Annotated in this window: 20 protein-coding genes, 1 tRNA gene and 1 other RNA gene; 10 read left to right on the top strand and 12 right to left on the bottom strand. The window is 62.7% G+C overall.

Annotated features, from left to right (window positions below; all coding sequences use genetic code 11):
• Nucleotides 1–33: 33 nt before the first annotated feature.
• Nucleotides 34–1,374, bottom strand: coding sequence for a glutamine synthetase family protein (locus QWU44_RS00545; protein WP_370913768.1), 1,341 nt, complete (start codon nucleotides 1,372–1,374; stop codon nucleotides 34–36).
• A gap of 234 nt (nucleotides 1,375–1,608) precedes the next feature.
• On the opposite strand from QWU44_RS00545, the gene QWU44_RS00540 reads away from it, so the two are divergent.
• Entirely contained in the window at nucleotides 1,609–3,249 is a 1,641-nt protein-coding gene (locus QWU44_RS00540; protein ID WP_370913767.1) for a CHAD domain-containing protein, read from the top strand.
• Nucleotides 3,250–3,264: 15 nt separating this feature from the next.
• Here QWU44_RS00540 and QWU44_RS00535 read toward each other — a convergent pair whose 3' ends face one another.
• Nucleotides 3,265–3,498 carry a hypothetical protein gene (locus QWU44_RS00535; RefSeq protein ID WP_370913766.1) on the bottom strand — a complete coding sequence of 78 codons (234 nt, stop codon included), beginning with the start codon at nucleotides 3,496–3,498 and terminating at the stop codon, nucleotides 3,265–3,267.
• A 216-nt stretch (nucleotides 3,499–3,714) separates the two neighbouring features.
• Between QWU44_RS00535 and QWU44_RS00530 the strand changes: the two genes are divergently transcribed.
• Nucleotides 3,715–5,058 carry a galactokinase family protein gene (locus QWU44_RS00530; protein ID WP_370913765.1) on the top strand — a complete coding sequence of 448 codons (1,344 nt, stop codon included), beginning with the start codon at nucleotides 3,715–3,717 and terminating at the stop codon, nucleotides 5,056–5,058.
• A 26-nt stretch (nucleotides 5,059–5,084) separates the two neighbouring features.
• Here the strand turns inward: QWU44_RS00530 and rnpB are convergent.
• The 5 genes from rnpB to cobC all read right to left on the bottom strand — a co-directional run bounded on the left by rnpB (nucleotide 5,085) and on the right by cobC (nucleotide 9,832).
• Nucleotides 5,085–5,545: RNase P RNA component class A (gene rnpB, locus QWU44_RS00525), an RNA gene on the bottom strand.
• Between the two features lie 63 nt (nucleotides 5,546–5,608).
• Nucleotides 5,609–6,763 (bottom strand): bifunctional RNase H/acid phosphatase, encoded by a 1,155-nt coding sequence (locus tag QWU44_RS00520; protein WP_370913764.1) that lies wholly within the window; start codon nucleotides 6,761–6,763, stop codon nucleotides 5,609–5,611.
• A gap of 33 nt (nucleotides 6,764–6,796) precedes the next feature.
• Nucleotides 6,797–7,522, bottom strand: coding sequence for a zinc ribbon domain-containing protein (locus QWU44_RS00515; protein WP_370913763.1), 726 nt, complete (start codon nucleotides 7,520–7,522; stop codon nucleotides 6,797–6,799).
• 67 nt (nucleotides 7,523–7,589) lie between these two features.
• Nucleotides 7,590–8,735, bottom strand: coding sequence for a Nif3-like dinuclear metal center hexameric protein (locus QWU44_RS00510; RefSeq protein ID WP_370913762.1), 1,146 nt, complete (start codon nucleotides 8,733–8,735; stop codon nucleotides 7,590–7,592).
• Nucleotides 8,735–9,832, bottom strand: a complete 1,098-nt coding sequence (cobC, locus tag QWU44_RS00505; protein WP_370913761.1) for an Rv2231c family pyridoxal phosphate-dependent protein CobC — start codon at nucleotides 9,830–9,832, stop codon at nucleotides 8,735–8,737. The genes QWU44_RS00510 and cobC overlap by 1 nt, the downstream gene beginning before the upstream one ends.
• Nucleotides 9,833–9,842: 10 nt before the next feature.
• Here cobC and QWU44_RS00500 point away from each other — a divergent pair, with 10 nt between their 5' ends.
• Genes QWU44_RS00500 through QWU44_RS00485 form a run of 4 tightly spaced genes read left to right on the top strand, consistent with a single transcriptional unit; the run spans nucleotide 9,843 to nucleotide 12,359 of the window.
• Entirely contained in the window at nucleotides 9,843–10,496 is a 654-nt protein-coding gene (locus tag QWU44_RS00500) for an HAD-IA family hydrolase (RefSeq protein ID WP_370913760.1), read from the top strand.
• Complete coding sequence (locus QWU44_RS00495) at nucleotides 10,474–10,989, top strand: low molecular weight protein-tyrosine-phosphatase (RefSeq protein ID WP_370913759.1); 516 nt, start codon at nucleotides 10,474–10,476, stop codon at nucleotides 10,987–10,989. The genes QWU44_RS00500 and QWU44_RS00495 overlap by 23 nt, the downstream gene beginning before the upstream one ends.
• A 54-nt stretch (nucleotides 10,990–11,043) precedes the next feature.
• A complete protein-coding gene (locus QWU44_RS00490) occupies nucleotides 11,044–12,024 on the top strand; it encodes an SURF1 family protein (protein ID WP_370913758.1) in 981 nt (326 codons plus the stop codon).
• A 2-nt stretch (nucleotides 12,025–12,026) separates the two neighbouring features.
• Nucleotides 12,027–12,359 (top strand): hypothetical protein, encoded by a 333-nt coding sequence (locus QWU44_RS00485; RefSeq protein ID WP_370913757.1) that lies wholly within the window; start codon nucleotides 12,027–12,029, stop codon nucleotides 12,357–12,359.
• A gap of 21 nt (nucleotides 12,360–12,380) precedes the next feature.
• Here QWU44_RS00485 and cbiB read toward each other — a convergent pair whose 3' ends face one another.
• The 4 genes from cbiB to QWU44_RS00465 form a co-directional block, all read right to left on the bottom strand.
• Nucleotides 12,381–13,274: an adenosylcobinamide-phosphate synthase CbiB gene (gene cbiB / locus QWU44_RS00480; protein ID WP_370913756.1), complete on the bottom strand. Its 894-nt coding sequence runs from the start codon at nucleotides 13,272–13,274 to the stop codon at nucleotides 12,381–12,383.
• The gene (locus tag QWU44_RS00475; RefSeq protein WP_370913755.1) at nucleotides 13,271–14,575 is read right to left on the bottom strand and encodes an acyl-CoA thioester hydrolase/BAAT C-terminal domain-containing protein; all 1,305 of its coding nucleotides are present in this window, start codon (nucleotides 14,573–14,575) and stop codon (nucleotides 13,271–13,273) included. Before QWU44_RS00475 ends, cbiB begins: the two co-directional genes overlap by 4 nt.
• A gap of 173 nt (nucleotides 14,576–14,748) precedes the next feature.
• Nucleotides 14,749–14,821 (bottom strand) — tRNA-Val (locus QWU44_RS00470).
• Between the two features lie 83 nt (nucleotides 14,822–14,904).
• Nucleotides 14,905–15,333, bottom strand: coding sequence for a DUF3052 domain-containing protein (locus tag QWU44_RS00465; protein WP_370913754.1), 429 nt, complete (start codon nucleotides 15,331–15,333; stop codon nucleotides 14,905–14,907).
• Between the two features lie 449 nt (nucleotides 15,334–15,782).
• On the opposite strand from QWU44_RS00465, the gene aceE reads away from it, so the two are divergent.
• The 3 genes from aceE (at nucleotide 15,783) to QWU44_RS00450 (ending at nucleotide 19,286) form a co-directional block, all read left to right on the top strand.
• Nucleotides 15,783–18,527: a pyruvate dehydrogenase (acetyl-transferring), homodimeric type gene (aceE, locus tag QWU44_RS00460; protein WP_370913753.1), complete on the top strand. Its 2,745-nt coding sequence runs from the start codon at nucleotides 15,783–15,785 to the stop codon at nucleotides 18,525–18,527.
• Between the two features lie 142 nt (nucleotides 18,528–18,669).
• On the top strand, nucleotides 18,670–18,825 hold the full coding sequence (locus QWU44_RS00455; protein WP_370913752.1) for a hypothetical protein: 156 nt from the start codon (nucleotides 18,670–18,672) through the stop codon (nucleotides 18,823–18,825).
• Complete coding sequence (locus tag QWU44_RS00450; protein WP_370913751.1) at nucleotides 18,822–19,286, top strand: LiaF domain-containing protein; 465 nt, start codon at nucleotides 18,822–18,824, stop codon at nucleotides 19,284–19,286. The genes QWU44_RS00455 and QWU44_RS00450 overlap by 4 nt, the downstream gene beginning before the upstream one ends.
• A gap of 3 nt (nucleotides 19,287–19,289) precedes the next feature.
• On the opposite strand, the gene QWU44_RS00445 is transcribed toward QWU44_RS00450, so the two are convergent.
• Complete coding sequence (locus tag QWU44_RS00445) at nucleotides 19,290–20,327, bottom strand: alpha/beta fold hydrolase (protein WP_370913750.1); 1,038 nt, start codon at nucleotides 20,325–20,327, stop codon at nucleotides 19,290–19,292.
• A gap of 154 nt (nucleotides 20,328–20,481) precedes the next feature.
• Here QWU44_RS00445 and QWU44_RS00440 point away from each other — a divergent pair, with 154 nt between their 5' ends.
• On the top strand, nucleotides 20,482–20,769 hold the full coding sequence (locus tag QWU44_RS00440; RefSeq protein WP_370913749.1) for an acyl carrier protein: 288 nt from the start codon (nucleotides 20,482–20,484) through the stop codon (nucleotides 20,767–20,769).
• Nucleotides 20,770–21,084: the final 315 nt, after the last annotated feature.

Genomic DNA, 21,084 nt, shown 5'->3' with positions numbered 1-21,084 from the left:
GGGCCGGTCCTAGACCCCCGAGATGTCGGCTGGCTAGTAGTCGAGGTTGGTGCGCAGCTCCCACTGGGTGATCTGCGCCTGGTAGTCATGCCATTCCCGCCATTTGTTACGGAGAAAGAACTCGAAGACGTGCTCCCCCAGGGTGTCCGCCACGAGTTCCGACTGTTCCATCAGGCGCAACGCCTGATCAAGGGAAGTCGGCAGATCCTTGTACCCCAGTGCACGTCGTTCACGACGGGTCAGCGAGGAGATGTCGTCCTCGGCGGGTTCACCCAGCTCGTATCCCTCGCGTATCCCCTTCAGACCTGCGGCCAGAAGCACAGAGTAGGCAAGGTACGGATTGCATCCTGAGTCAAGGTTCCGCACCTCGATCCGTTTGGAATCGACGTTGCCCGGACGGTAGTTGGGTACCCGGATAAGCGCGGACCTGTTGGATAACCCCCAGGTCGCTGCCGTCGGCGCCTCGGAACCGAAGACTATCCGCTTATAGGAATTTACCCACTGGTTCGTCACTGCCGAGATTTCCGGCGCATGTTCGATGATCCCCGCGATGAAACTCCGCGCCGTCCGGGAGAGGTTGTACGGATCATCCGGATCATGGAAGGCATTGGAATCCCCCTCGAACAGGGACATGTGGGTGTGCATCCCAGATCCGGCGTGATCCGTGAACGGTTTCGGCATGAAAGTGGCACGTACCTTGTTGAGGAGGGCGACCTGCTTGATCAGATACCGGAAACTCATGATGTTGTCACTCATCGTCAAGGCATCGGCGTACCGCAGGTCGATCTCCTGCTGTCCCGGCGCGGTCTCATGGTGGGAGAACTCCACCGAGATACCCATGTACTCGAGGGCCTCGATCGCGTCCCGTCGGAAGTTGGGGGCGTCGTCGTGGACAGCCTGATCGAAGTATCCACCGTTGTCGGTGGGAACCGGCGGTTGACCATTTGTGTCAAGAGATCTGACGAGGAAGAACTCGATCTCCGGGTGAATGTTGCAGACGAACCCGTCATTGGCCGCCGATGTTGTCTGACGTCGCAGCACCTGTCTCGGATCCGCCCACGAGGGTTGGCCGTCAGGCATCGTGATGTCGCAGAACATGCGGGCCTGTTTCGGGGAATTCTCGTCCCTGTCGAAAGGAAGCACCTGGAACGTCGAGGGATCAGGTCGGGCTATGGTATCCGCCTCACTGACCCGGGAGAACCCCTCGATTGCGGAACCGTCGAATCCGATGCCGTCCGCGAACGCGGTCTCCAACTCCGCGGGAGCGACCGCCACCGACTTCAGATATCCGAGGACGTCGGTGAACCAGAGCCGGACGAAACGGATCTCACGTTCCTCAACGGTGCGCAGGACGAATTCCTGTTGACTGTTCATGCCACCCAACTCTAGCCGTCCGTACACCCGGAGAGGGCGTCTGAGCACAGCAAGCACACCGTGATATACGGAAGGATGAATCAGCCGTCGCAGATAGGATCTGTTCCTCTCCACTCCCCGCACACGCAGTGTTCGGTCCCCACCGTCTTCCCGCCACTGACCGATGGCGCCAAAGTCTCCCCTGACACAGATATTCCACGTGTAGAGGGAATAAAAGCTGGTACAAACGAACATATGTCCACGCGTGAGTTTTTTGAGGTTGAAGTTAAATTCGCGGTGACCGACGCCACGGAGGTACCCGACCTGACCGGGATCACCGGGGTCTCCGCCGTGCCGGAAACAGCAGTTCATGATCTTTCGGCCGTCTACTACGACACGGGTGATCTCCGGCTCACCCGGTCCAGGATCACCTTGCGCCGACGCACCGGCGGCACCGACGCCGGCTGGCACGCGAAGCTCCCCGGTGACGGCGGACGTATGGAACTCCATCACGATCTGGCCGAGGATGACGCGAACACCGTCCCCGAGGCACTGGTCGAATCCGTACGGTCGATTGTCCGGGATCTGCCGCTCATCCCGATCGCCAGGGTGGACAATCAACGATACGAGTCGACCTTGGTGTCTGCCGATGGAACGGTGTGCGCCGAATTTTGTGATGACCACGTCACCGCATGGTCGTTGCTCCCGGACGGAGACCGGACCACCTGGCGGGAATGGGAAATCGAGCTCTCGGACGATTACGCCGGAACCGATGCGGGAACCGGATTGCTCAGATCCGCCACGGAGTTGTTCGGAAACGCCGGAGCCAGTCCAGCGGAGAGCCCCTCGAAGCTGGTGTCCGCTCTCGGGGATTCCATTGACAACGCACCGGCTCCCCCCAGGGTCGCTGTACCCGAACCTGGTTCGGCGGAAGCCGGGGTGCTCGCAGCGCTCGCGCAGAACCACAGCCGTCTGATCAACCTCGACCCCAGGGTCCGCCGAGACGAGTGGGATTCCGTGCATCAGATGCGCGTCGCCACGCGTGAACTTCGCAGCCATCTTGAGGCCTTCAACGGCGTCATGGACGGCGACCGTTACCGCGGAACAGCCCGCAGGCTCAAGGAACTGGCCGCTGTCCTCGGTGCGGCCCGCGACGCAGAGGTGGTGGCTGAGCGGTTCCGGGAGCTGACCGCGAATGAGGATCCCTGTGTGATCCCCGCCGAGTCCTGCCGTGAGTTGATCGACTCAGTGCTTGCGGACTACCGGGCCGCCCACCGGAAGGTCGTCGAACACCTGAATTCCACGGACTACCTGCGACTGCTCGGCGATCTGGAGGAACTGCTGGCGGAACCGCCGTTCCGTGAGTTTTCCGATGACACGACCATTCCGGCGGCGGAGGTCCTGGTGGATCACCTCACCCACGCCTACAAACGACTGCTTGCCCGCCATGACCATGCGATGTCAACCTGGCGGGACGAATCACTGCCGCTGCGGGAACGTGAGGAAAACATCCACCGGATCAGGAAGGCAGTGAAGAAGCTCCGCTACTCTGCGGAAGCGGTCGGCGCGGCTACCGGATTGAAGACGAAACACCTGTACAGAGCCTGCCGCACGATGCAGTCCGTGCTCGGAGACTTCCAGGACGCGGCGACCTCCAGGGAGCTGCTCCTCGAGAAGGCACGCCAAGCACGTGCCACCGGAACCGACACCTTCCTCCACGGCATGCTGTACCAGCGGGAACTCGAGAACAGCGCCGATGCCTTGAACGGCTACCGGGCAACCATGGATGATGTCGTCGACGCATACTCCGAGTTCGACAACCAGCGGAGGAAAACCCGCCGTAAATCCGGTGGGAAGCCGGAGAAGCACAAGAAGAAGGGCGACAGGAAGAAATAGTACGCCCGAGTGGTGTCACTGCCCGTCGTTCTTCTCCCACGACGGCGCCACACCCCAGGACTCATCCTCGCGGTCGAATGAATCAGCCTCACGGGTGCGGCGTTCCGCGATGTCGAGTGCCTGTCTGGCCTCATCCTCTGAATCATAGGGTCCCATACGGTTCGTCCAGCTTCCCTGTTTACCGCGAACGACCTCACCGGTCTCAGGGTTGTAATACCATTCACGATCGTCTGGTGACATGGTGTCCATCGTCCTAGATGCTCCTTGAATAAGTTTGGCGGAAACCGGCGGGAGCGTCCGGTTCCCCGGTGTCCACCGCAGGAAACGCACCCCACCGGTGACAGGCGTCGCCCATCGGTTCTCATCACGATCCAGGTTACCTATCGGATCACCCCGGACGTGCGGGCGTCGACGATACGCCGACTACAGTGGGGCTGTCCGTCACCGATCCGAGGAGCCGAGTTCTTGACCAGACTGATGTGGCCGACCACCGGTACCGCCAACCGGAACACAATGTTCCAGGAACACACCACGGCCTACGGCAGCGCACCGGGCCTCATCGCCACCGCGCCAGCGACCTTCCTCGTCATCGGGGAGCACACCGATCTTTACGGAGGGATCGTGTTGAGCGGGATGAGCGGACGTCGCGTTGTCGTTGGCGCATCCAGGCGCCGCGACGACACAGTCCGGGTTCGGGTGCTGCGCAACGGTACCGATGACACACCCGTGGTCGTCACGACGTCGACCACCATGGAAATTCTCTCCACACACGCCAACCTGCGGTCGAACGGGCCTAACGAACCGGATGCGGCGCTGCCCGCGTCTCCGTTGTCAGGGATACAGGACAACTGGGCCAACCGGCTCGGGGGCGTCGCGTGGATGATGATCCAGCGGCAACTGATCAGCCGTGAGACCCCGGGGTTCGATATCACGATCATTTCTGACATTCCGCCGGGCTGCGGTCTCGGTGAGCACGCAGCCGCGGAAACGGCATTCGCGCTCGGCCTCGCTGACCTTGCCGGGCACCAACCGGATGCACCGCTCAGGACGAGAATCGCCGATGTATGCACCCAAGCGGCTTCCTTGTTCGGTGGAACCCCACCGATGAGAGCCCGGCACACGACGGCGCTACGCGGCGGTACCGGTCAGGTGCTGTCCGTCATCGATTACGCGGACGGCTCCGTAACCCAGGCACCCTCACCGGCCCCACTGAGTTACCGCCCCTACCTCGTCACGGTCCCCGCGGGTTCCGTTGAACCTTCGGGCTCCGGAGTGTCTGAGCTGAAGCGCCGAGGCGATTTCATCGAACTCGCCTCCCGAATCTACGGGGTAGAGTCCCTCCGGCTCCTTCCCGATTCCGAGGAAAGGGTGATCGACTGGCTCGAGACCGTCCATGAGGTTCGGGGGCCTGAAGCCCAACCGCCCGTTGCTGAAGCGGCGGGATGGATGGGTTTCCTCACTGCAGAAACTCGACGGGCGTTCGACTGCGCCGCGTTCTTGCGGTCGCGCCGAATCCCAGAAGCTCTAGGAACGCTCTCCGATTCACAGGCTCAGATGTGTGCCGCGTTCGGTCTCGGTTCTGACACGGATGCACTGGTTCGGTTGTGCATTGCCCGGGGTGCGGCGGTCGCTCGGGCCGCACACGCTGGGGCGAGCCGCGCCGTCATCGCGTGGTTTCCCTCCGATGCTGATTGTGAAGACTCCCACGACGACGCGGCGATCCGCCTCACCGATGACGGACTGCTCGTCATTCCACTGGCGGATGGCAGTCCTGCGGCCGTGGATAACGTTCCGGGGAACTGGAGCTGACCGTCAGCCCCCCGGGGAGATTCGCGCGAATGAGCCGACCTGTAAGCCGGATTCTGTACCGCGCCGTCTAACCGGCGCGGCGGCGGTCATCCATCTGGACGCACCATCGCTGGACGCCTCAAGCGGTCAACCCGCGGACTCAGGCGGGCAGCCCTCAATCGTCCGCGCAGGCACACCGGGATCTCTTCACTGAGATCCGGTGATGCGCCCTCTCACCTTGCTCCGGGTGGGGTTTACCTAGCCACCGCAGTCACCTGCGGCGCTGGTGCGCTCTTACCGCACCGTTTCACCCTTACCCCGAATCCCGGTTGACCGGAAACTCGGGGCGGTTTATTTTCTGTGGCACTGTCCCGCAGGTCACCCTGGGTTGCCGTTGACAACCACCCTGCCCTAAGGAGTCCGGACTTTCCTCGACTACGGTGTCTGCGCTGGGAGAAACAGAAGTTCCGCCCGCCGATTCACCGGCCGCGACCGCCCGATCGACTCATTCGCACCCGTCACTGTACAGTGTCCGGCCTCATCCGACGAGACGGCGGAACTCACGGGGGAATCAGCGCAGGTGGGCGGTCTCGTTCACGAGTCGAACGGTAGTGGGGCCGTCGGCGTAGAACTCCGCCACCGAGAGAGACGCGAGATCGAGATGCAAGCGGTGAAAGATCCCGGGACCGGCGTCGAGTGCGAGCCGCAGAATCCCCTTGATCGGAGTGACATGACTCACCACGAGAACATTGGCGGCACCGTATGTCTCTTCGATGTGTTTCTTCACGCGTCTGGTGCGTCGGTACGCCGCCTGAAGTGATTCTCCGCCGGGTGGCGTGACGGAGATATCGGAGAGCCATTTCTCGTGGAGCTCGGGGTCCAATTCCCGAGCCTGCACGAAAGTCAGGCCGTCCCAAGCCCCGAAATCGAGCTCAGTGAGATCATCGATACTGTCCACATCAAGACCGAGTGCTGCCGCGCAGACCTCCGCGGTCTGCCGGGCACGAGTGAGAGGCGAACACACGATGGCGTCGATACCGCCCCGCCCAGCAAGCATCGCTGCCGCACGTTCCGCCTGTCTACGCCCGAGGTCGGTCAACTCGGGGTCACTGCGCCCGGAGTACAGACCAGCCGCGGACATCGCTGTCTGCCCGTGTCGCAGCAGGATCATCCGGGTGGGTCGAGTCACCGCGCCGTTCCAGGTGGCCGGAGTGGCCGGAGCATCTGCTGAAGCCGCTGCGGCAGCGGCCCCCGGTTCCGCAGCGGAGTCGGGGTTGTCCCCGGAGCGTTCCCCAAGATCGATTTTCCCCGGTTCCGCGCCATCAGCCCCAGCATCCATCGCGAAGTTGGCGAGTTCGTCAGCACGACTGTTCTTCTTCCGCGGAATCCAGGTGTAACGGATCCGCTCGAATCCAGCGGCGAGATCACGGGCTTCGAGGGCGAGACTCTTCATGTCGGGGTGCTTGACCTTCCATCGCCCCGACATCTGTTCGACGACGAGTTTGGAATCCAACCGGACCTCGACGTGGGTCGCCCCGAGATCACGCGCTGCAACGAGGCCGTTGATCAGGCCCCGGTACTCGGCGACATTGTTCGTTGCTTTTCCCACGTACTCAGCGATCCGCCGAAGCACCGTCTTGCCGTCCCCGTCCAAGATCAGGGTCCCGCTACCCGCCGTGCCGGGGTTCCCGCGGGAGCCTCCGTCGGCTTCGATGATCACCTTCACCGTGTGTTCTCCGTTTTCATTCCGGGGTTACGTTCAACTGCGGATCAACCAGGTACCGCATTCCGGGCACCTGGGGACACTGTCTTTCGCCGTAGCGCGGATCCGGGAGATTCCGGCGGCGGGAAGCACGAGATAGCAGGCCGTACAGGAATTTCCCGCAAAACGAGCCGCTCCCACCCCGTACGAGTCGTACTGTTCGTCGTAGGCTTCGAGCGCCTCGGGAGCCACATCAGCGAGCTGGGATCTGAGATCATCGCGCGCCATCTCCAGGTCAGCATGTGCGGATTCGCGTGCCCTGAGAGCAGCATCACGGGCGCGGGTCGCGGCGGCGATCTTCTCCTCGATCTCATCGAAAACGGCGCCGTCGGAGTCATGGTTGAGGCTAGTCGCCTCAATCCTTCGCCGCATCGCCTCCCGTTCAGCGGTGATTTCCTTGATGCGTCTGCGGGTGGAAGCGAGATCGTGCTCGAGATCCCGCCGATCATTGAGTTCTGTGGCGGCGCCGAGTCCCTCGAGATCAGCCTTCTGACGACGTTCGAGCTTGACCAGATCGTGATCGAGGCGGAGCAAATCACGGCGGAGATCTCCGACACCCATCTTGGATACAGCGGCGCCATCCCGGAGTCTGGCACGTTCCGCGATGAGCGCGTCGAGCTCCTTCTGCTCGTCGGAGGTACGCTCGGCACGGTCGGCGATGAGCGCGGTGTCGATGTCGGCGAGCTTGAGGATGAGGCGCTGGTTGTCGGGAGCGAGTTTCACGGTGGGGCTTTCTGTTCTTCGGTCGGAGCGGGCTACCGCCGTTGATCACGGTACGGGAGAGTTCACGTTACCCCTCATCGCGCGGATGCCGGGATATGGTCCACGGATCGGTGCGGATGTCGAGGACACGGGTCTCAACACCGGCCCTGCCGGCGATGAGTTCCGCGGCGCGGGCGCACCAGGGTGATTCACTCGCCCAGTGTGCGGTGTCAATCACGGCTGGGCCACCGGCACGCAAGTGCTCATCCACCGGGTGATGCCGAAGGTCGGAGGTGAGGAACACGTCAATGTCCCCCATTCCCGCGACCACGTCGAGGAAGCTGTCTCCGGATCCGGAGCACACAGCAACCCGCTGCACCATCCGGTCCGGATCACCGGCGGCTCGCACTCCCCATTCGGTAACAGGGAGGCGATCCGCGACTTGCTGCACGAAATCGACGAACCGCATCGGTTCCGGCAGATCGCCGATGCGACCAAGGCCCGGTGCGGTGTCAGGGTCCCCCTCGTCCTCTGATGCGGTGATGTCGAAGGCCGGTTCCTCGTACGGGTGTGCGGCGCGCAGGGCCGCGGTGATCGCTGCACGACTCGACCTGGGGGCTACGAACTCAACTCGAATCTCGTCGACGTACTCGAGGTTCCCGACTGTTCCGAGAGCGGGGTTCGCTCCATGGACGGGACGGAACTGGCCTCGTCCCGGAAATTGGAAGCAGCATTCGCGGTAGTCTCCGATGGCCCCCGCACCGGCGTCAAACAGTGCTTTCTTCACGGCATCCACATCTCCGGCGGGAACCTGGACCCCCCACTTGTCCGGCCCCTTGCCGCATTTCGGAGCGACCGCACGACCCGGGGTGACGCCGATCGCTTCGGCGAGGGCGTCGTTGACTCCGGGACGGGCGGAATCTGCGTTGGTGTGCGCGGCGAACAACGCCACTCCCCCGCGGATCAGGGTGTGCAGTACCCGTCCCTTCGGGGTATCCGCTGCGACGCTGTCCACGCCACGTAGGAGGAGTGGGTGGTGGACGATGAGCATGTCTGCACCGGCGTCGACCGCGGCGCGGGCAACCTCATCGGTGCAGTCAAGCGCGAAGGCGACCCTACTCACAGGGGCATCGGGGTCACCGCAGATCAATCCGACACTGTCCCAGCTCTCCGCGAGGTGCGGCGGATAGGCGGTGTCCATGATCCGACGGATCTCGGCGACGGTGGTGGCCATTATCGTCCTCTTTCCTTGATGTTCTTCGGGGCATGTCCGGTGACCGACTCCACCAGTGTGGCAACTTCCCGGGCACCGCGCACGGCGAGCCGCCAGTAGGTATGGTCCAATCCCGGGAAGGTGTCGCAGCGCCGAACGAGGATGCCCCGCCCGGCGAGCGCGAGGCGGGTGGCTTCTGGATCATCAACCGGGGGTGTAACCAGGAGGTACGGCGCCTGGGAGTCCGTGTGTACGAGAAATCCAGCGTTCGAGAGCATCCGACGCATCCGGGCACGCTGGTCTTCCACCGTCACCCGCTGCTCCGAGACAAACCCGGCCCCGTCGCGGAGCGCGTTCCTGATTGCGATGGCTTGGAGAGTCCCCACCGGCCAGTGCGGGCGGCTCACTGACAGGCGCCGAACCAGATCCGGAGCAGCGAGCAGGTAACCGCAACGCAGTCCCGCGAGAGAGAACGTCTTGGTGAGACTACGCATAACCACGAGTCCCGTATGGTCATTGACGTCCCGGGCCACCGAGGTGCTTTCATCGGTGAGATCCATGAAGGCCTCATCCACGACAGTGATTCTCCCCGGCCGACACCAACTCCGGAGGACATCCGCCGAATGCAGTACTCCAGTGGGATTCGTGGGATTACCGACCACAACAAGGTCGGCGGCAGCCGGGGGAATACGGTCCCCCAGGGTGAAGGGAGACTCCAGCACCATACGTTCCACTGTGGTGCCCGCCGCACGCAACGCCACTTCCGGTTCAGTGAATCCTGGATGTACGACGACAGGATGCTTCGCCCCCAGACCGGCAATCAAGGAGAACCCTTCCGCAGCCCCGGCAAGCAGCAGCACACACTCCGGATCAACGCCGTGCCTACGCGCGGCGGCGGAACGCGCGGCGTCGATAAGCGCGGGAGACGGGTAGGACCCAAGAAAAACGATCTCCTCCCGCAATGCCGAAGCCAACCACTCCGGGGGTCCCCCGGCCCGGACATTCACGGCGAAATCGACAACGTCCCCGGCGATGCCCACCATATCGGCGGTGGCCAGATCACCGTGGTACCGCAGCAGGTCATCCTCATTCACACGGGCCAGGTTACGTTCTGTCACACTGAGAGGTGTGAAAACTCTGCTGTTAGACGTTGACGGAACACTCATCGACTCCTACCCGGGGATCCGGGCCAGTTTCCTCCATGCCCTCGACACCATGGGCCACCCGCGCCCGAGCGAGGACATCCTCTCACGCATCGCCGGTCCCCCGATGGAGCAGACCATGCGGGTCGTCGGCATGACACCGGATGAAGCGCATCACGCCGTCGAGGTTTACCTCCGCCATTACGGCGAAGGCTCGTGGGCCGACTCCGACCCGTACCCCGGCATGCGGGAACTCCTCGCACGTTGGAAGGAGAAGGGATTCCGGGTCTGCACCGCGACCTCCAAGGGGGAATACTTCGCCCGAAAATCCCTCGAGCTCTACGGGATGATGGACTTCATCGATTTTCTCGGTGCCGCCGAAGAGAACGGTACCCGCAGGTCCAAGGAATCGGTCATCGCCCACGTCCTGGATTCCATGGAGCTACGGGGGGCTGAGTCCGATATCCTCATGATCGGCGATCGCATCCACGACTTCGACGGCGCGGCCGCTTTCGGAATCGATGCAGTCGCCTGTGCCTGGGGATACGGGAACACCGACGAACACATCAAGGCACGCTGGACCGCCACCAACGCCCAACATCTGGAGGACATAGTCGATGAGTGGAACGAGCAGAGTTAGGGAGCGCACCGAGGACGTCTACATAGTCTTCGTGTGCACTGGAAACATCTGTCGGTCCCCGATGGCGGAGATCATGACCCGCGATGCGGTGGAGGACGCCGGTCTCACCGAACGCGTCCTCATCCGTTCGTGCGGAATGGGCGGTTGGCATGTCGGTCAACCCGCCGATGAAAGGGCCGTAGCCGAGCTCGAGGCATCCGGTCACGATGGATCCACCCACCGCGCCAGTCAGTTCGGTGACGGACACCGCGACGCCGACCTCCTTATCGCCCTCGATTCAGGTCATGTCCGGGAACTCCGGAACGCAGGGGTTCCCGGCGAGCGCATCCGGTTGCTCCGCAGCTTCGACCCCACCAGTGGTGACGATGACTGCGCCGACCCCTACTACGGCACATCCGCAGACTTCACGGTCGTGCGTGAGCAAATCGATGCAGCCCTCCCCGGACTCATCAACTGGCTCCGGGAGACCTGCACAGACATGTCCGGACGGTGACCCGGACCTACCGATTTTTCGGTTGTCCCACCGACGGGCACTAGACTGACCGATGTGAACGCGAGAGCAGCACGCCCCGGAGGACCCATACGTCCGCTGTCGGTGCTCAAGGTGTTTCTCACACCGGGTTGGGTGATCACCGCAGTGGTGGTGGTTGTCTTCGCCTACACCGCGTTCACGGTCCTCGCCCCCTGGCAATTGGGTAAGAACGAGGCCACGAGCGAACGTAATCAGCGCATCGAGCAGGCCTTCGACACTGACCCCGTACCCGCCACTGATCTCCTCGGTCCCGGTGGCACGGTATCCCCTGAACTGGAATGGCGCCGCGTGACCCTGAACGGGAGATATCTCCCGAAGGACGAGGTGTTGCTCCGGCTCCGCCCGGTCGACCATCAACCCGCGATACAGGGGCTCGTTCCCTTCGAGTCGACTGATGGAAACATGCTCCTGGTCAACCGGGGCTGGCTACCCGTCGAAGCCGACTCACTTCCGCAGATACCGGATGCTCCCGAGGGCGAGGTCATGATCTCCGGCTATCTCCGCCGTACCGAAGACCCGCCTGAGCGGGAGCCGGTCACCGAGCAGAATCACACACAGGTCCACGGAATCTCCACCGACCAGATATCCGAGCTCACGGGTATTCCACTCAGCAAGGATTACATACAACTGGCCGACGGTTCCCCCGGCCAACTCAACGCCATCCCACTGCCGAAACTGGATGCAGGACCGTACCTCTCCTACGGTGTCCAGTGGATCGCCTTCGGCATCATGGCACCACTCGGTCTGGGGTACTTCATCTGGGCCGAGATCCGGGAGCGGCGCCGGGACCGTGAGGAAGACGGTGCCACTCTTCCATCGGGCGAAGATGGAGACGACCGAAACCCATCTCCGCTCCGGGGCGCGTTGCCGGAGCTCGCCTCCACCGACGCCGCACGCCAGCCGCACGGGTCCCGCCGGCGTAAACGGGCTAGTTACGGCGCCGGACACACCGATTACTACCGCACCATCGCCGAGAAGAATGAAGAGAGGTTCTAGCCGTGGACAACACCATCCAGGTTCTGGTCAGCCGTACCCTGCACCGCGAGGACGGAAGCTCCGTCACTGTGGAGATCGCGGCCCCCGTCAATCGCGGCGAAGATTTCTGGGAGACCCGCTGGCGTATCACCGGGTTGTCGGACGGCGACGTCGAGTCCGCATCGGGTGGTGTGGACTCGATGCAGTCTCTGCTCGCAGCTCTCGCGATGTCGGGTGACCGGGTGGCCGCAGACTCCTCCCTGAGTTTCCTCGAAGGGCCGGGAACGGGACTCCTGCACTCCGGGAAACGGGAGGACGGATTCTACACCGCCGTTCTCCGGATGCCGACAGCCTGAACTACCCCGGCGCGTTCAGCCTCAGCGGACACGGGACAGGACCGCAGCCACAGCGATAAACATCTGCGTACGGCGGGACAACCGGACTGCGTCCCTGAGCGCTGCCGTATCCGGCGCCCGCCCACCGCCGAGAAAAGGTCGTTCCTCCATCCCGTGCGCGTACACCGTGGGGCCACCCAACCGCACCCCCAGTGCCGCCGCGGCAGTCGCCTCAACTATCCCCGCATTGGGGCTCGGGTGGGCCGCCGAGTCCTCCCGCCACGCGCGCACGGCTTCACCACCGCGCCCCACGAATGCGGCAAGACACGTGTGCACCAGAGCAGTCACCCGAGCGGGCACCCAAGCCATCACATCATCAGCACGGGCCGCAGCCCAACCGAAGTTGGCGTAACGGGCGTTCCGGTAACCGACCATCGCGTCGAGGGTGTTCACGGCCCGGTGTGCCACCACCCCCGGGGCGCCTCCCACGACCGCCCAGACCAGCGGGGCGACGGCGGCATCCGATGTGTTCTCAGCCAACGATTCAACAGCCGCACGCGCCATACCCGCGGCGTCGAGAAGCTCTGGTTCCCTGGAACACAGCCAGGGAACCAGATACCGTGCCGCCGCCATGTCCCCTTCTTCCAGAGCGTCTGCCATCCGTGTTCCCGTACGCTCCAGCATTGCGCCTCCGAGTGCGGCCCACAGGCACATCGCCAACGACAGCCTGGGGGCCCATCGCGACATCAGCACTGACGCAGCGACCGGCGGTGCCACCGACGCCACGAGATACACACACCCCGCCGCTCTCGTATCCCGGTAGCTGTGTCTCTCACACCAGGAAGCCCACCGCCCGAAAAGAGCAACAGGATGTCCTCTCCTGGGGTCCGGAACCACCCGATCCGCGATCACACCGGCAAAGAGCCCGACGTTCACTCCGGTTCCCCTCCGTGAGTCTGCCGGAGGAATTCAAGAACAAGATCCCGGGACCGTGCCGCTGCGGCGCCAGATGCCGCACGGTCCCCACCCAGGAGCACCGTCTTGCCGTAAGCGACAGCGGTATCAGCAACCGGTAAACCAGACAGGGTGAACGGCCAGCCCACCCCATGACCCGCTCCCGGATACACCACGCCATAAGCATCAATTCCGGCTTCCGCAGCCCGATGCGCGAGCGCCTCACCCATCGTTGCCGAATCCCAGACCTCATCCCCGGTTCCTGCGGTCACGAGCAGCGGACCACGGATGCGTTCCACCGGAATCCGGGCGGCTTCCACCTCCCCATCACCGGCCTTCCGGCGTGCCTCCGCATAGTACGGTGCCAAGTGCAGCGGACGTCCGGACAACGCCGGCCGAAGAAACGTGGACACTCTCGACCACCGAGAACTCGACCCCTGTGAGGAAAGAGCCACCGACGGTTCAACGACCCCGCGATAGGTCGAACCGGACGATCCGGCATGCGGATCATTCGTGCGCACATCACTCGGTGAATGCGCGACCACGGGTCCGACAAGGTCAGGTTCCGCCACCGCCAACAGTAGTGCGAGTTCGGCGCCCCGGCCTCTCCCGATCAGAGCCAATCTGTCCCCATCAACCCTCGGATGCGCCACAAAATCATGCAAAACAGCACGCAGAACCCCGACGTCGACACCACCCGACTCCTGCGGGAACCACCCCCACGCCGCGGTGGTCCAGCCACGATCCGCAAGCTCCGCCGCAGCAGCAGCGGGAACACCTCCTTCAGCGCCCCCGAGCAGAATCACCCCGGGACGCGGCGATCCGTCATCTGGAGCGAACATCCGGATGTTGAGCGACTGCCCCCCGAGCGGAGAAACATGGGAAGCAGCACTGATCTCCCTGGCCCGTCGCCCCACCGTCCTAGAGGCACCCGCCCCCAGGGCTGCGCTGACGGTCCGAACCCGAATGTCCAGACTCACCGTGAACCCCGGTTCCACGAGGAATTCCGCGCCTGGTGTGCCGTGCTCGGGGCGAAGTGTCCACAGTGGGCCGAGGCTGTCTGCGGGTCTCCACTCCGCAGCCCCGGGTAAGGTCGCTCCGGTGTCCACGCAGCCATCCTCTGCCGCGGTAAACTCCGTCGTCGACGACCAGACGATGCCCCTGGCATCCGTCGCCCGGATTCCCACCCGCACGATGTCTCCCGGGGTCAGATCCGAGACTTGTATCGGGAACGGATCACTGACACCTGTTACCGGGGGTACATCGAGAATCATGGCTGCCATGGTAACGCCGCACCCCACCGAATATCATCCGTGAAGAACGCTGGCCTGTACGAATACCCGCAGAAGATCCGATGAGACGGGACCGATCCGGACCGTGGATCCCAATTGACCACGCCCACTTTCCCGCATATACGGAGAAAACCCCGGGAAATTCCCGGGGTTTTCTCCGTATGTGCGCCCTGACGGGCTCGAACCGCCGACCTGCTGGGTGTAAACCAGCTGCTCTTCCAACTGAGCTAAAGGCGCTGACACCGCACGCGGCCATAGCTGGCGGCAGTTGCGGTGGACAACGTCGGATACTCTAGCACGAGTCCCACCACAAAGCGAAGCTAGCGCTTTTTACCGCTCTGCACCAGGCACGATCCCTGCCAGAATCCGAGTCGTTCCGCTGATGTCTGGACTAGGCCGGCAAGCTGCGCGGATTCCGCAATCAGTCCAGGTTCGATGTGCCCTGGTTTTCCTGCTCCCGGAGTCAGAAGCCAGATGCGGCCGTTTTCAGCGAGTGGACGGATCGAATCAACGAGTCCGTCAACGAGGTCACCATCCTCCTCTCTCCACCACAGCAGAACGATGTCGCAGATCTCGTCGGTGTCTTCCTCAAGGAGAGCCTCCCCGATGACGTCCTCGACCGCTTCACTGATCTCACTGTCGCAGTCTTCGTCCCAGCCCACCTCCTGGACGATATGGTCCGGTTTGACCCCGAGAAGCTTGGCGTATTCCTGGGCGCTTTCCTTGGCCGCGCCCGGAGCGTCGCTCACTGTGCGTTTCCTCCTAAAGAATTGGTCCGGGAATGCTACCCGATCCTTCCGCCCGCCCGTGGGTCGGAGCGTAAGGACATCGGACATTCCCCGGTGAAAGTGATCTCGCATGTACACGCTACCGGGTTTCTCCCCGCAGCGGACCATCACCCGGGTTTTTTCCGGAAGAAAACTCCGAGGAATCAGGGAACGACCCCCGCAACGGTGAAAAGCCGATCAGAGCGGCCACGACAAACACCCCTAAAAGCAGTGCTCGCGGCACATGCTGAATAGAAGGTTTCTCCCGGAACACCCTTCCACGGACACTACCCGTATCCTGGTGTGGACATGTGCACATCTCCGCCCACCGCGGAGACGGGTGTATCTCCGGAGAATCATGATCACATATGCCTCCGGGATGGAAGACCCGTACACAGAGACCAGATGAATGATCCACAGGAGGATTCGGTATGTCCCAGCAGCAGGACGCCACGGCCACCCCGTCCGAAGACAGTAATTTCGCGCTCATCCGGGACGGAGTCGCCTCGTATCTGAACGACTCGGACCCCGAGGAGACCAGCGAGTGGATGGACTCACTAGACGGACTCCTCGCTGAAGCGAGTCCTGACCGGGCCCGTTTCCTCATGCTCCGTCTCCTGGAACGAGCCACGGCAAAGCGGGTTCCGCTGCCTCCTCTCACCTCGACCGACTACGTCAATACGATCCCCACTGAGATGGAACCGGATTTCCCCGGAGACGAAGCCATTGAGCGTCGCTACCGCAAGTGGATGCGTTGGAATGCCGCGATCATGGTGCACCGTGCCCAGCGTCCGGGGATCGGGGTAGGTGGACACATCTCCACCTACGCTTCCTCTGCCCCCCTGTATGAGGTCGGTTTCAACTACTTCTTCCGGGGCAAAGACCACCCGGGCGGCGGAGACCAGGTCTTCTTCCAGGGGCACGCCTCTCCCGGCATGTACGCACGCGCGTACCTCGAAGGTCGCCTCACCGAGGATGACATGGATGGTTTCCGCCAGGAGGTCTCCCGTCCGCAGGGGGGCATGCCCAGTTACCCGCACCCGCACGGCATGCCCGAGTTCTGGGAGTTCCCGACGGTGTCCATGGGTCTCGGACCGATGGATGCCATCTACCAGGCACGGTTCAACCGTTATCTGCACAATCGCGGAATCAAGGACACCTCGCAGCAGCATGTCTGGGCATTTCTCGGTGACGGTGAGATGGACGAGCCTGAATCGCGCGGCCTGATCCAGCTTGCCGCTCTGAACAACCTGGACAACCTGACCTTCGTGATCAACTGCAACCTACAGCGTCTCGATGGCCCCGTCCGCGGCAACACCAAGATCATCCAGGAGCTGGAGTCGTTCTTCCGTGGTGCCGGCTGGTCAGTCATCAAGGTGGTCTGGGGCCGCGAGTGGGATGAACTGTTCGAGCGGGACAAGACCGGTGAGCTCGTCCACCTGATGAACACCACCCCCGACGGCGACTTCCAGACGTTCCGGGCCAACGACGGCAAGTTCGTTCGTGAGGAGTTCTTCAACCGCACACCGGAGACGAAGAAGCTCGTCGAGGACATGACCGACGAGGAGATCTGGAAGCTCAAGCGTGGTGGACACGACTACCGCAAGATCTACGCTGCCTACCAGCGGGCCATGGAGACGAAGGACCGCCCGACTGTCATCCTCGCGCACACCATCAAGGGTTATGGCCTGGGCCACAACTTCGAGGGACGCAACGCGACCCACCAGATGAAGAAACTCACCCTCGATGATCTGAAGCTGTTCCGCGACAAGCAGCAGATCCCGATCTCCGACGAGGAACTCGAGAAGGATCCTTATCTTCCTCCGTACTACCACCCCGGTAAGGACTCCGAGGAGATCAAGTACATGTTGGAGCGCCGCCGCGAACTCGGCGGCTTCGTACCTGAGCGCCGTGAGTCCTACACGCCGCTGGAGGTTCCCGACATGGACGTGCTGAAGTCACTCCGGAAGGGGTCCGGCAAGCAGGAGGTAGCCACGACCATGGCCCTCGTGCGTACCTTCAAGGAACTCATGCGCGACAAGGAACTCCGTCGGCGCTTCGTTCCGATCATCCCGGATGAGGCCCGTACATTCGGCATGGACTCCTGGTTCCCCACACTGAAGATCTACAACCCCCACGGCCAGAAGTACACCCCGGTCGACAACGACCTCATGCTCTCCTACCGTGAGGCCGTCGACGGGCAGATCATGCATGAGGGCATCAACGAAGCCGGCTCCATGGGCGAGTTCATGGCCGCAGGCACGTCTTACGCCACCCACGGTGAGCCGATGATTCCGCTCTACATCTTCTACTCGATGTTCGGTTTCCAGCGCACCGGAGACTCCATCTGGGCAGCCGCGGACCAGATGGCCCGTGGCTTCCTCCTAGGCGCCACTGCAGGCCGCACCACGCTGACAGGTGAGGGACTACAGCACATGGACGGCCACTCCCCGATTCTGGCGTCCACCAACCCGGCTGTCGTCACCTATGACCCGGCGTTCGCCTACGAGCTGGCTCATCTGATCCGTGAAGGCATCGACCGGATGTACGGTCCGGGCCGCGGCGAGAACGTGATCTACTACATCACGATCTACAACGAGCCGACCCCCCAGCCGAAGGAGCCGGAGAACCTCGATCTCGAGGGCCTGCACAAGGGCATCTACCTCTATGATCCCGCCGGTGACGGGGAGGGCCACGAAGCCTCGATCCTCGCATCCGGTATCGGCATGCAGGCGGCGCTGAAGGCGAAGAAGATCCTGGGCGAGGAGTACGGTGTGCGCACCAACATCTTCTCCGTCACCTCGTGGAACGAACTCGCCCGCGACGGCCAGGCCCATGACCTCCAGCAGCTGCGTCACCCTGCCGATGAGTTCGAGGCTCCGTTCGTGCAGCGCAAACTTGCCGACGTCGAAGGGCCATTCGTCGCGGTGTCCGACTTCGCCACCACGCTTCCGGAGCAGATCCGCAAGTGGGTGCCTGGGGACTACACCACCCTCGGGACCGACGGTTTCGGTTTCTCCGACACCCGCCGAGCTGCCCGCCGTTTCTTCAACACTGACGCCGAATCTGTCGTCGTCGCAGTTCTCGCAGGCTTGGCGCGCGAGGGCGCAATCGATGTCTCCGTGGCGGACAACGCCGCCAAGAAGTTCGAGATCACGGATCCGACGGTAGTCTGACCGGATCATCGACGCTTCTCCTTAGAGGGCTTTCGCCCCGGAAACTGAGTTTCCGGGGCGAAAGCCCTCCTCTTAGACACTCCTCCGATCCCCAGACGATCAGCAACACGCCACCCTGGACGGTCCCGCTAGTCGCGGGAACATGGACTCGACACGAGGCAATCCAGGTGTAACCGGAGGTTTCGGTGAAATCCCGCATCGTCGACTACGCGATGAAACCGAGGCGGAACTGATCAGAGCCGTGGGGCGGGGACACCTGGATCTCGGAACGTTCAGTGAGCTGTCCACAGCGGTATGAACAGCCGAGAATCCCGGCGACATCCGCGCGATCGTCCCACGAGTCGCTGCACCGATCCCGGAACCTGCGGGCCCGATGAATCCAGTCCCGAAAGCCATCTCACCGCTGTGCTCGGGGACATCACCAGACAGCGCACCTGGTATCTGCCCCGGAATCTACGTATCCATACGCTCATCGAGGATGTCACACTCGATCTGCGGAAAACCACGATGGAATCCAACTCGTGCCGAATCACGCTGATGAGCTTGATCGGGAACTGCACCGTGATCGTCCCCGGAGGGGGTGTCTGTGAACGTGACCACGCGACGATATTGGGTGATCTCCAGACCGCGGAGACAGGTCTGCCCGGAGATCCCGAGATCGAGGTCAGGGGATTCAGCTTCGGTGGCAATCTCAAGGTGAAGACCCTGGCACCGGGACATTCCGCAGGAAGCGGTAGCTGGTTCGACTTCCTCCGGTGATGTTCAGTTCGTGTGGGGAACCGCCGGGTGTTCCGCCAGGATGGCTTCGTCGATGATCCGGTTGACGGAATCCGGCGCCTCAAGAATCACCATGTGCCCGGCATCGGGAATGACCCGAAGTTTCGCACCGGGCCAGAGTTCGACGGCGCGTTCCGCTTGTTCCACGGGAGTCACATTGTCTTTGTCACCAACCACCACATACCCGGGAACCTCACTCAGGTAGGGCACCGCAGCGAGTTCCTCATGACTCTGGAGCTCCGAGAAAAACCCGATGTAGGTCTCTGCCGGGGTCGTATGGATCTGGTCCGCATGAAATTCGATGACATCATAGTCGGTACCGTTACGCTGGAAAATCGTCACTGCTAGAAGAGGAGCCAGCATCTCCATCATCTCTTTTCGGATCCGGTCGGATTCCTCCGGATTCCGGGAGATGACCCCGTGCACCTTATCTGCCACGGGATTATCGATGATCTGGGCGATACCGCCGGAAGCCATCGGTTCCATCGCGGTGGACACGGTGACGACACCACCGATGCGGCCACGCAGTACCTCCCCACAGCGACGGACGAGACTCATCAGGATCATTCCCCCCATGGAGTGACCAACCAGGATGATCCTACCGGTTGGAACCCGCGCCGCGATCACTGCGAGAACGTCATCAGCCGCACCGTCGACCGTGCAACGTTCGGGCTGAACCATTCCGGTGGCACCGTGTCCACGAAGATCGAGTAATACTGAACGCACGCCCGGATACACGTGCCGCAGGTGATCAACCTGGAAGAACCACGATTCAGCGGTCAACGTGAACCCGTGGACGAAGACGACCACGGTCGCCGCATCCTCCGGACCGACCTCATAATAGTGGATGTCGATTCCGTCGTTGGTGACGGTTCCACGGCGATCCACGTCGGTGAGTCCGGGCCGGACGCCTTCAGCCTGGATGCCATCACGGACGGTACGCAAGTCGGAGCGACCCCACGGGGTGATCCGGTGTGAGATACGACGTAGCGCGTTCACTGCGCGGCCGGGATCCAGGACCATTGACGGCCTTCCTTGTACGGGAACAGATGGGAATGATTGATGACACAATACCGCCTCGGGGGCTGTTCTTCCGACACAGAGCTCTGCCGGTAATCTTGACGGCAGCGCCCCGCACTCTGAACAGTCCGATCAACAGCGAAGGACACCACACGATATGTCACTCACCGAACCCATCACCCATCCCGCGGAGCCAGGTACCGGCACACTGACGCCCGTGGTGGACATCATCGCGACCGCCACGGGCCTTGAGCATGATGAGATAGCCGCCGACGCCCGGATCGCGGATCTCGCCATCGACTCCCTGTCACTCGTCGAGATAGCTGTGCGTCTGGAGGACGCATTCGGCATCCGGATCATCGACACCGACATGGACCGCCTCGACTCGGTCGCCGACATCGTGACGCTCGTCGAGAAGCATGCCGCCGGTGGCAGCCCTGACTGATCCTCGTGGTGTCCGTGAAGGCCACCACCCATCCTCCGTTGACCGAAGATCTGAAACCTTCAGTTCCACATCAAATCCGTGGGCGGACCCGAGACCGTCCAAGATCCTGGACAAACGGAGGAATTCTTTTCGCGCACCACTCAGCGCTTGATCACAATCGACGGCCCGCGGCACGGTGTCTGACCGCCGCCAGCGTGTACACCACTCAGTGGTCAGCGGATCGACCCCCGGTTGCGCCGGAATTCCCGGTGTAGGCAGACACACGACCATGGCGGACTCCACCAACGGCCGGAGTTTTACCGGTAACCCGACGAT

The organism is Corynebacterium sp. CCM 9203 (genome assembly GCF_041357675.1).
In the GTDB taxonomy this organism is placed as follows: domain Bacteria; phylum Actinomycetota; class Actinomycetes; order Mycobacteriales; family Mycobacteriaceae; genus Corynebacterium.
The sequence above is the reverse complement of the archived record's forward strand: the minus strand, read 5'-3'. Positions and strand labels throughout refer to the sequence as shown.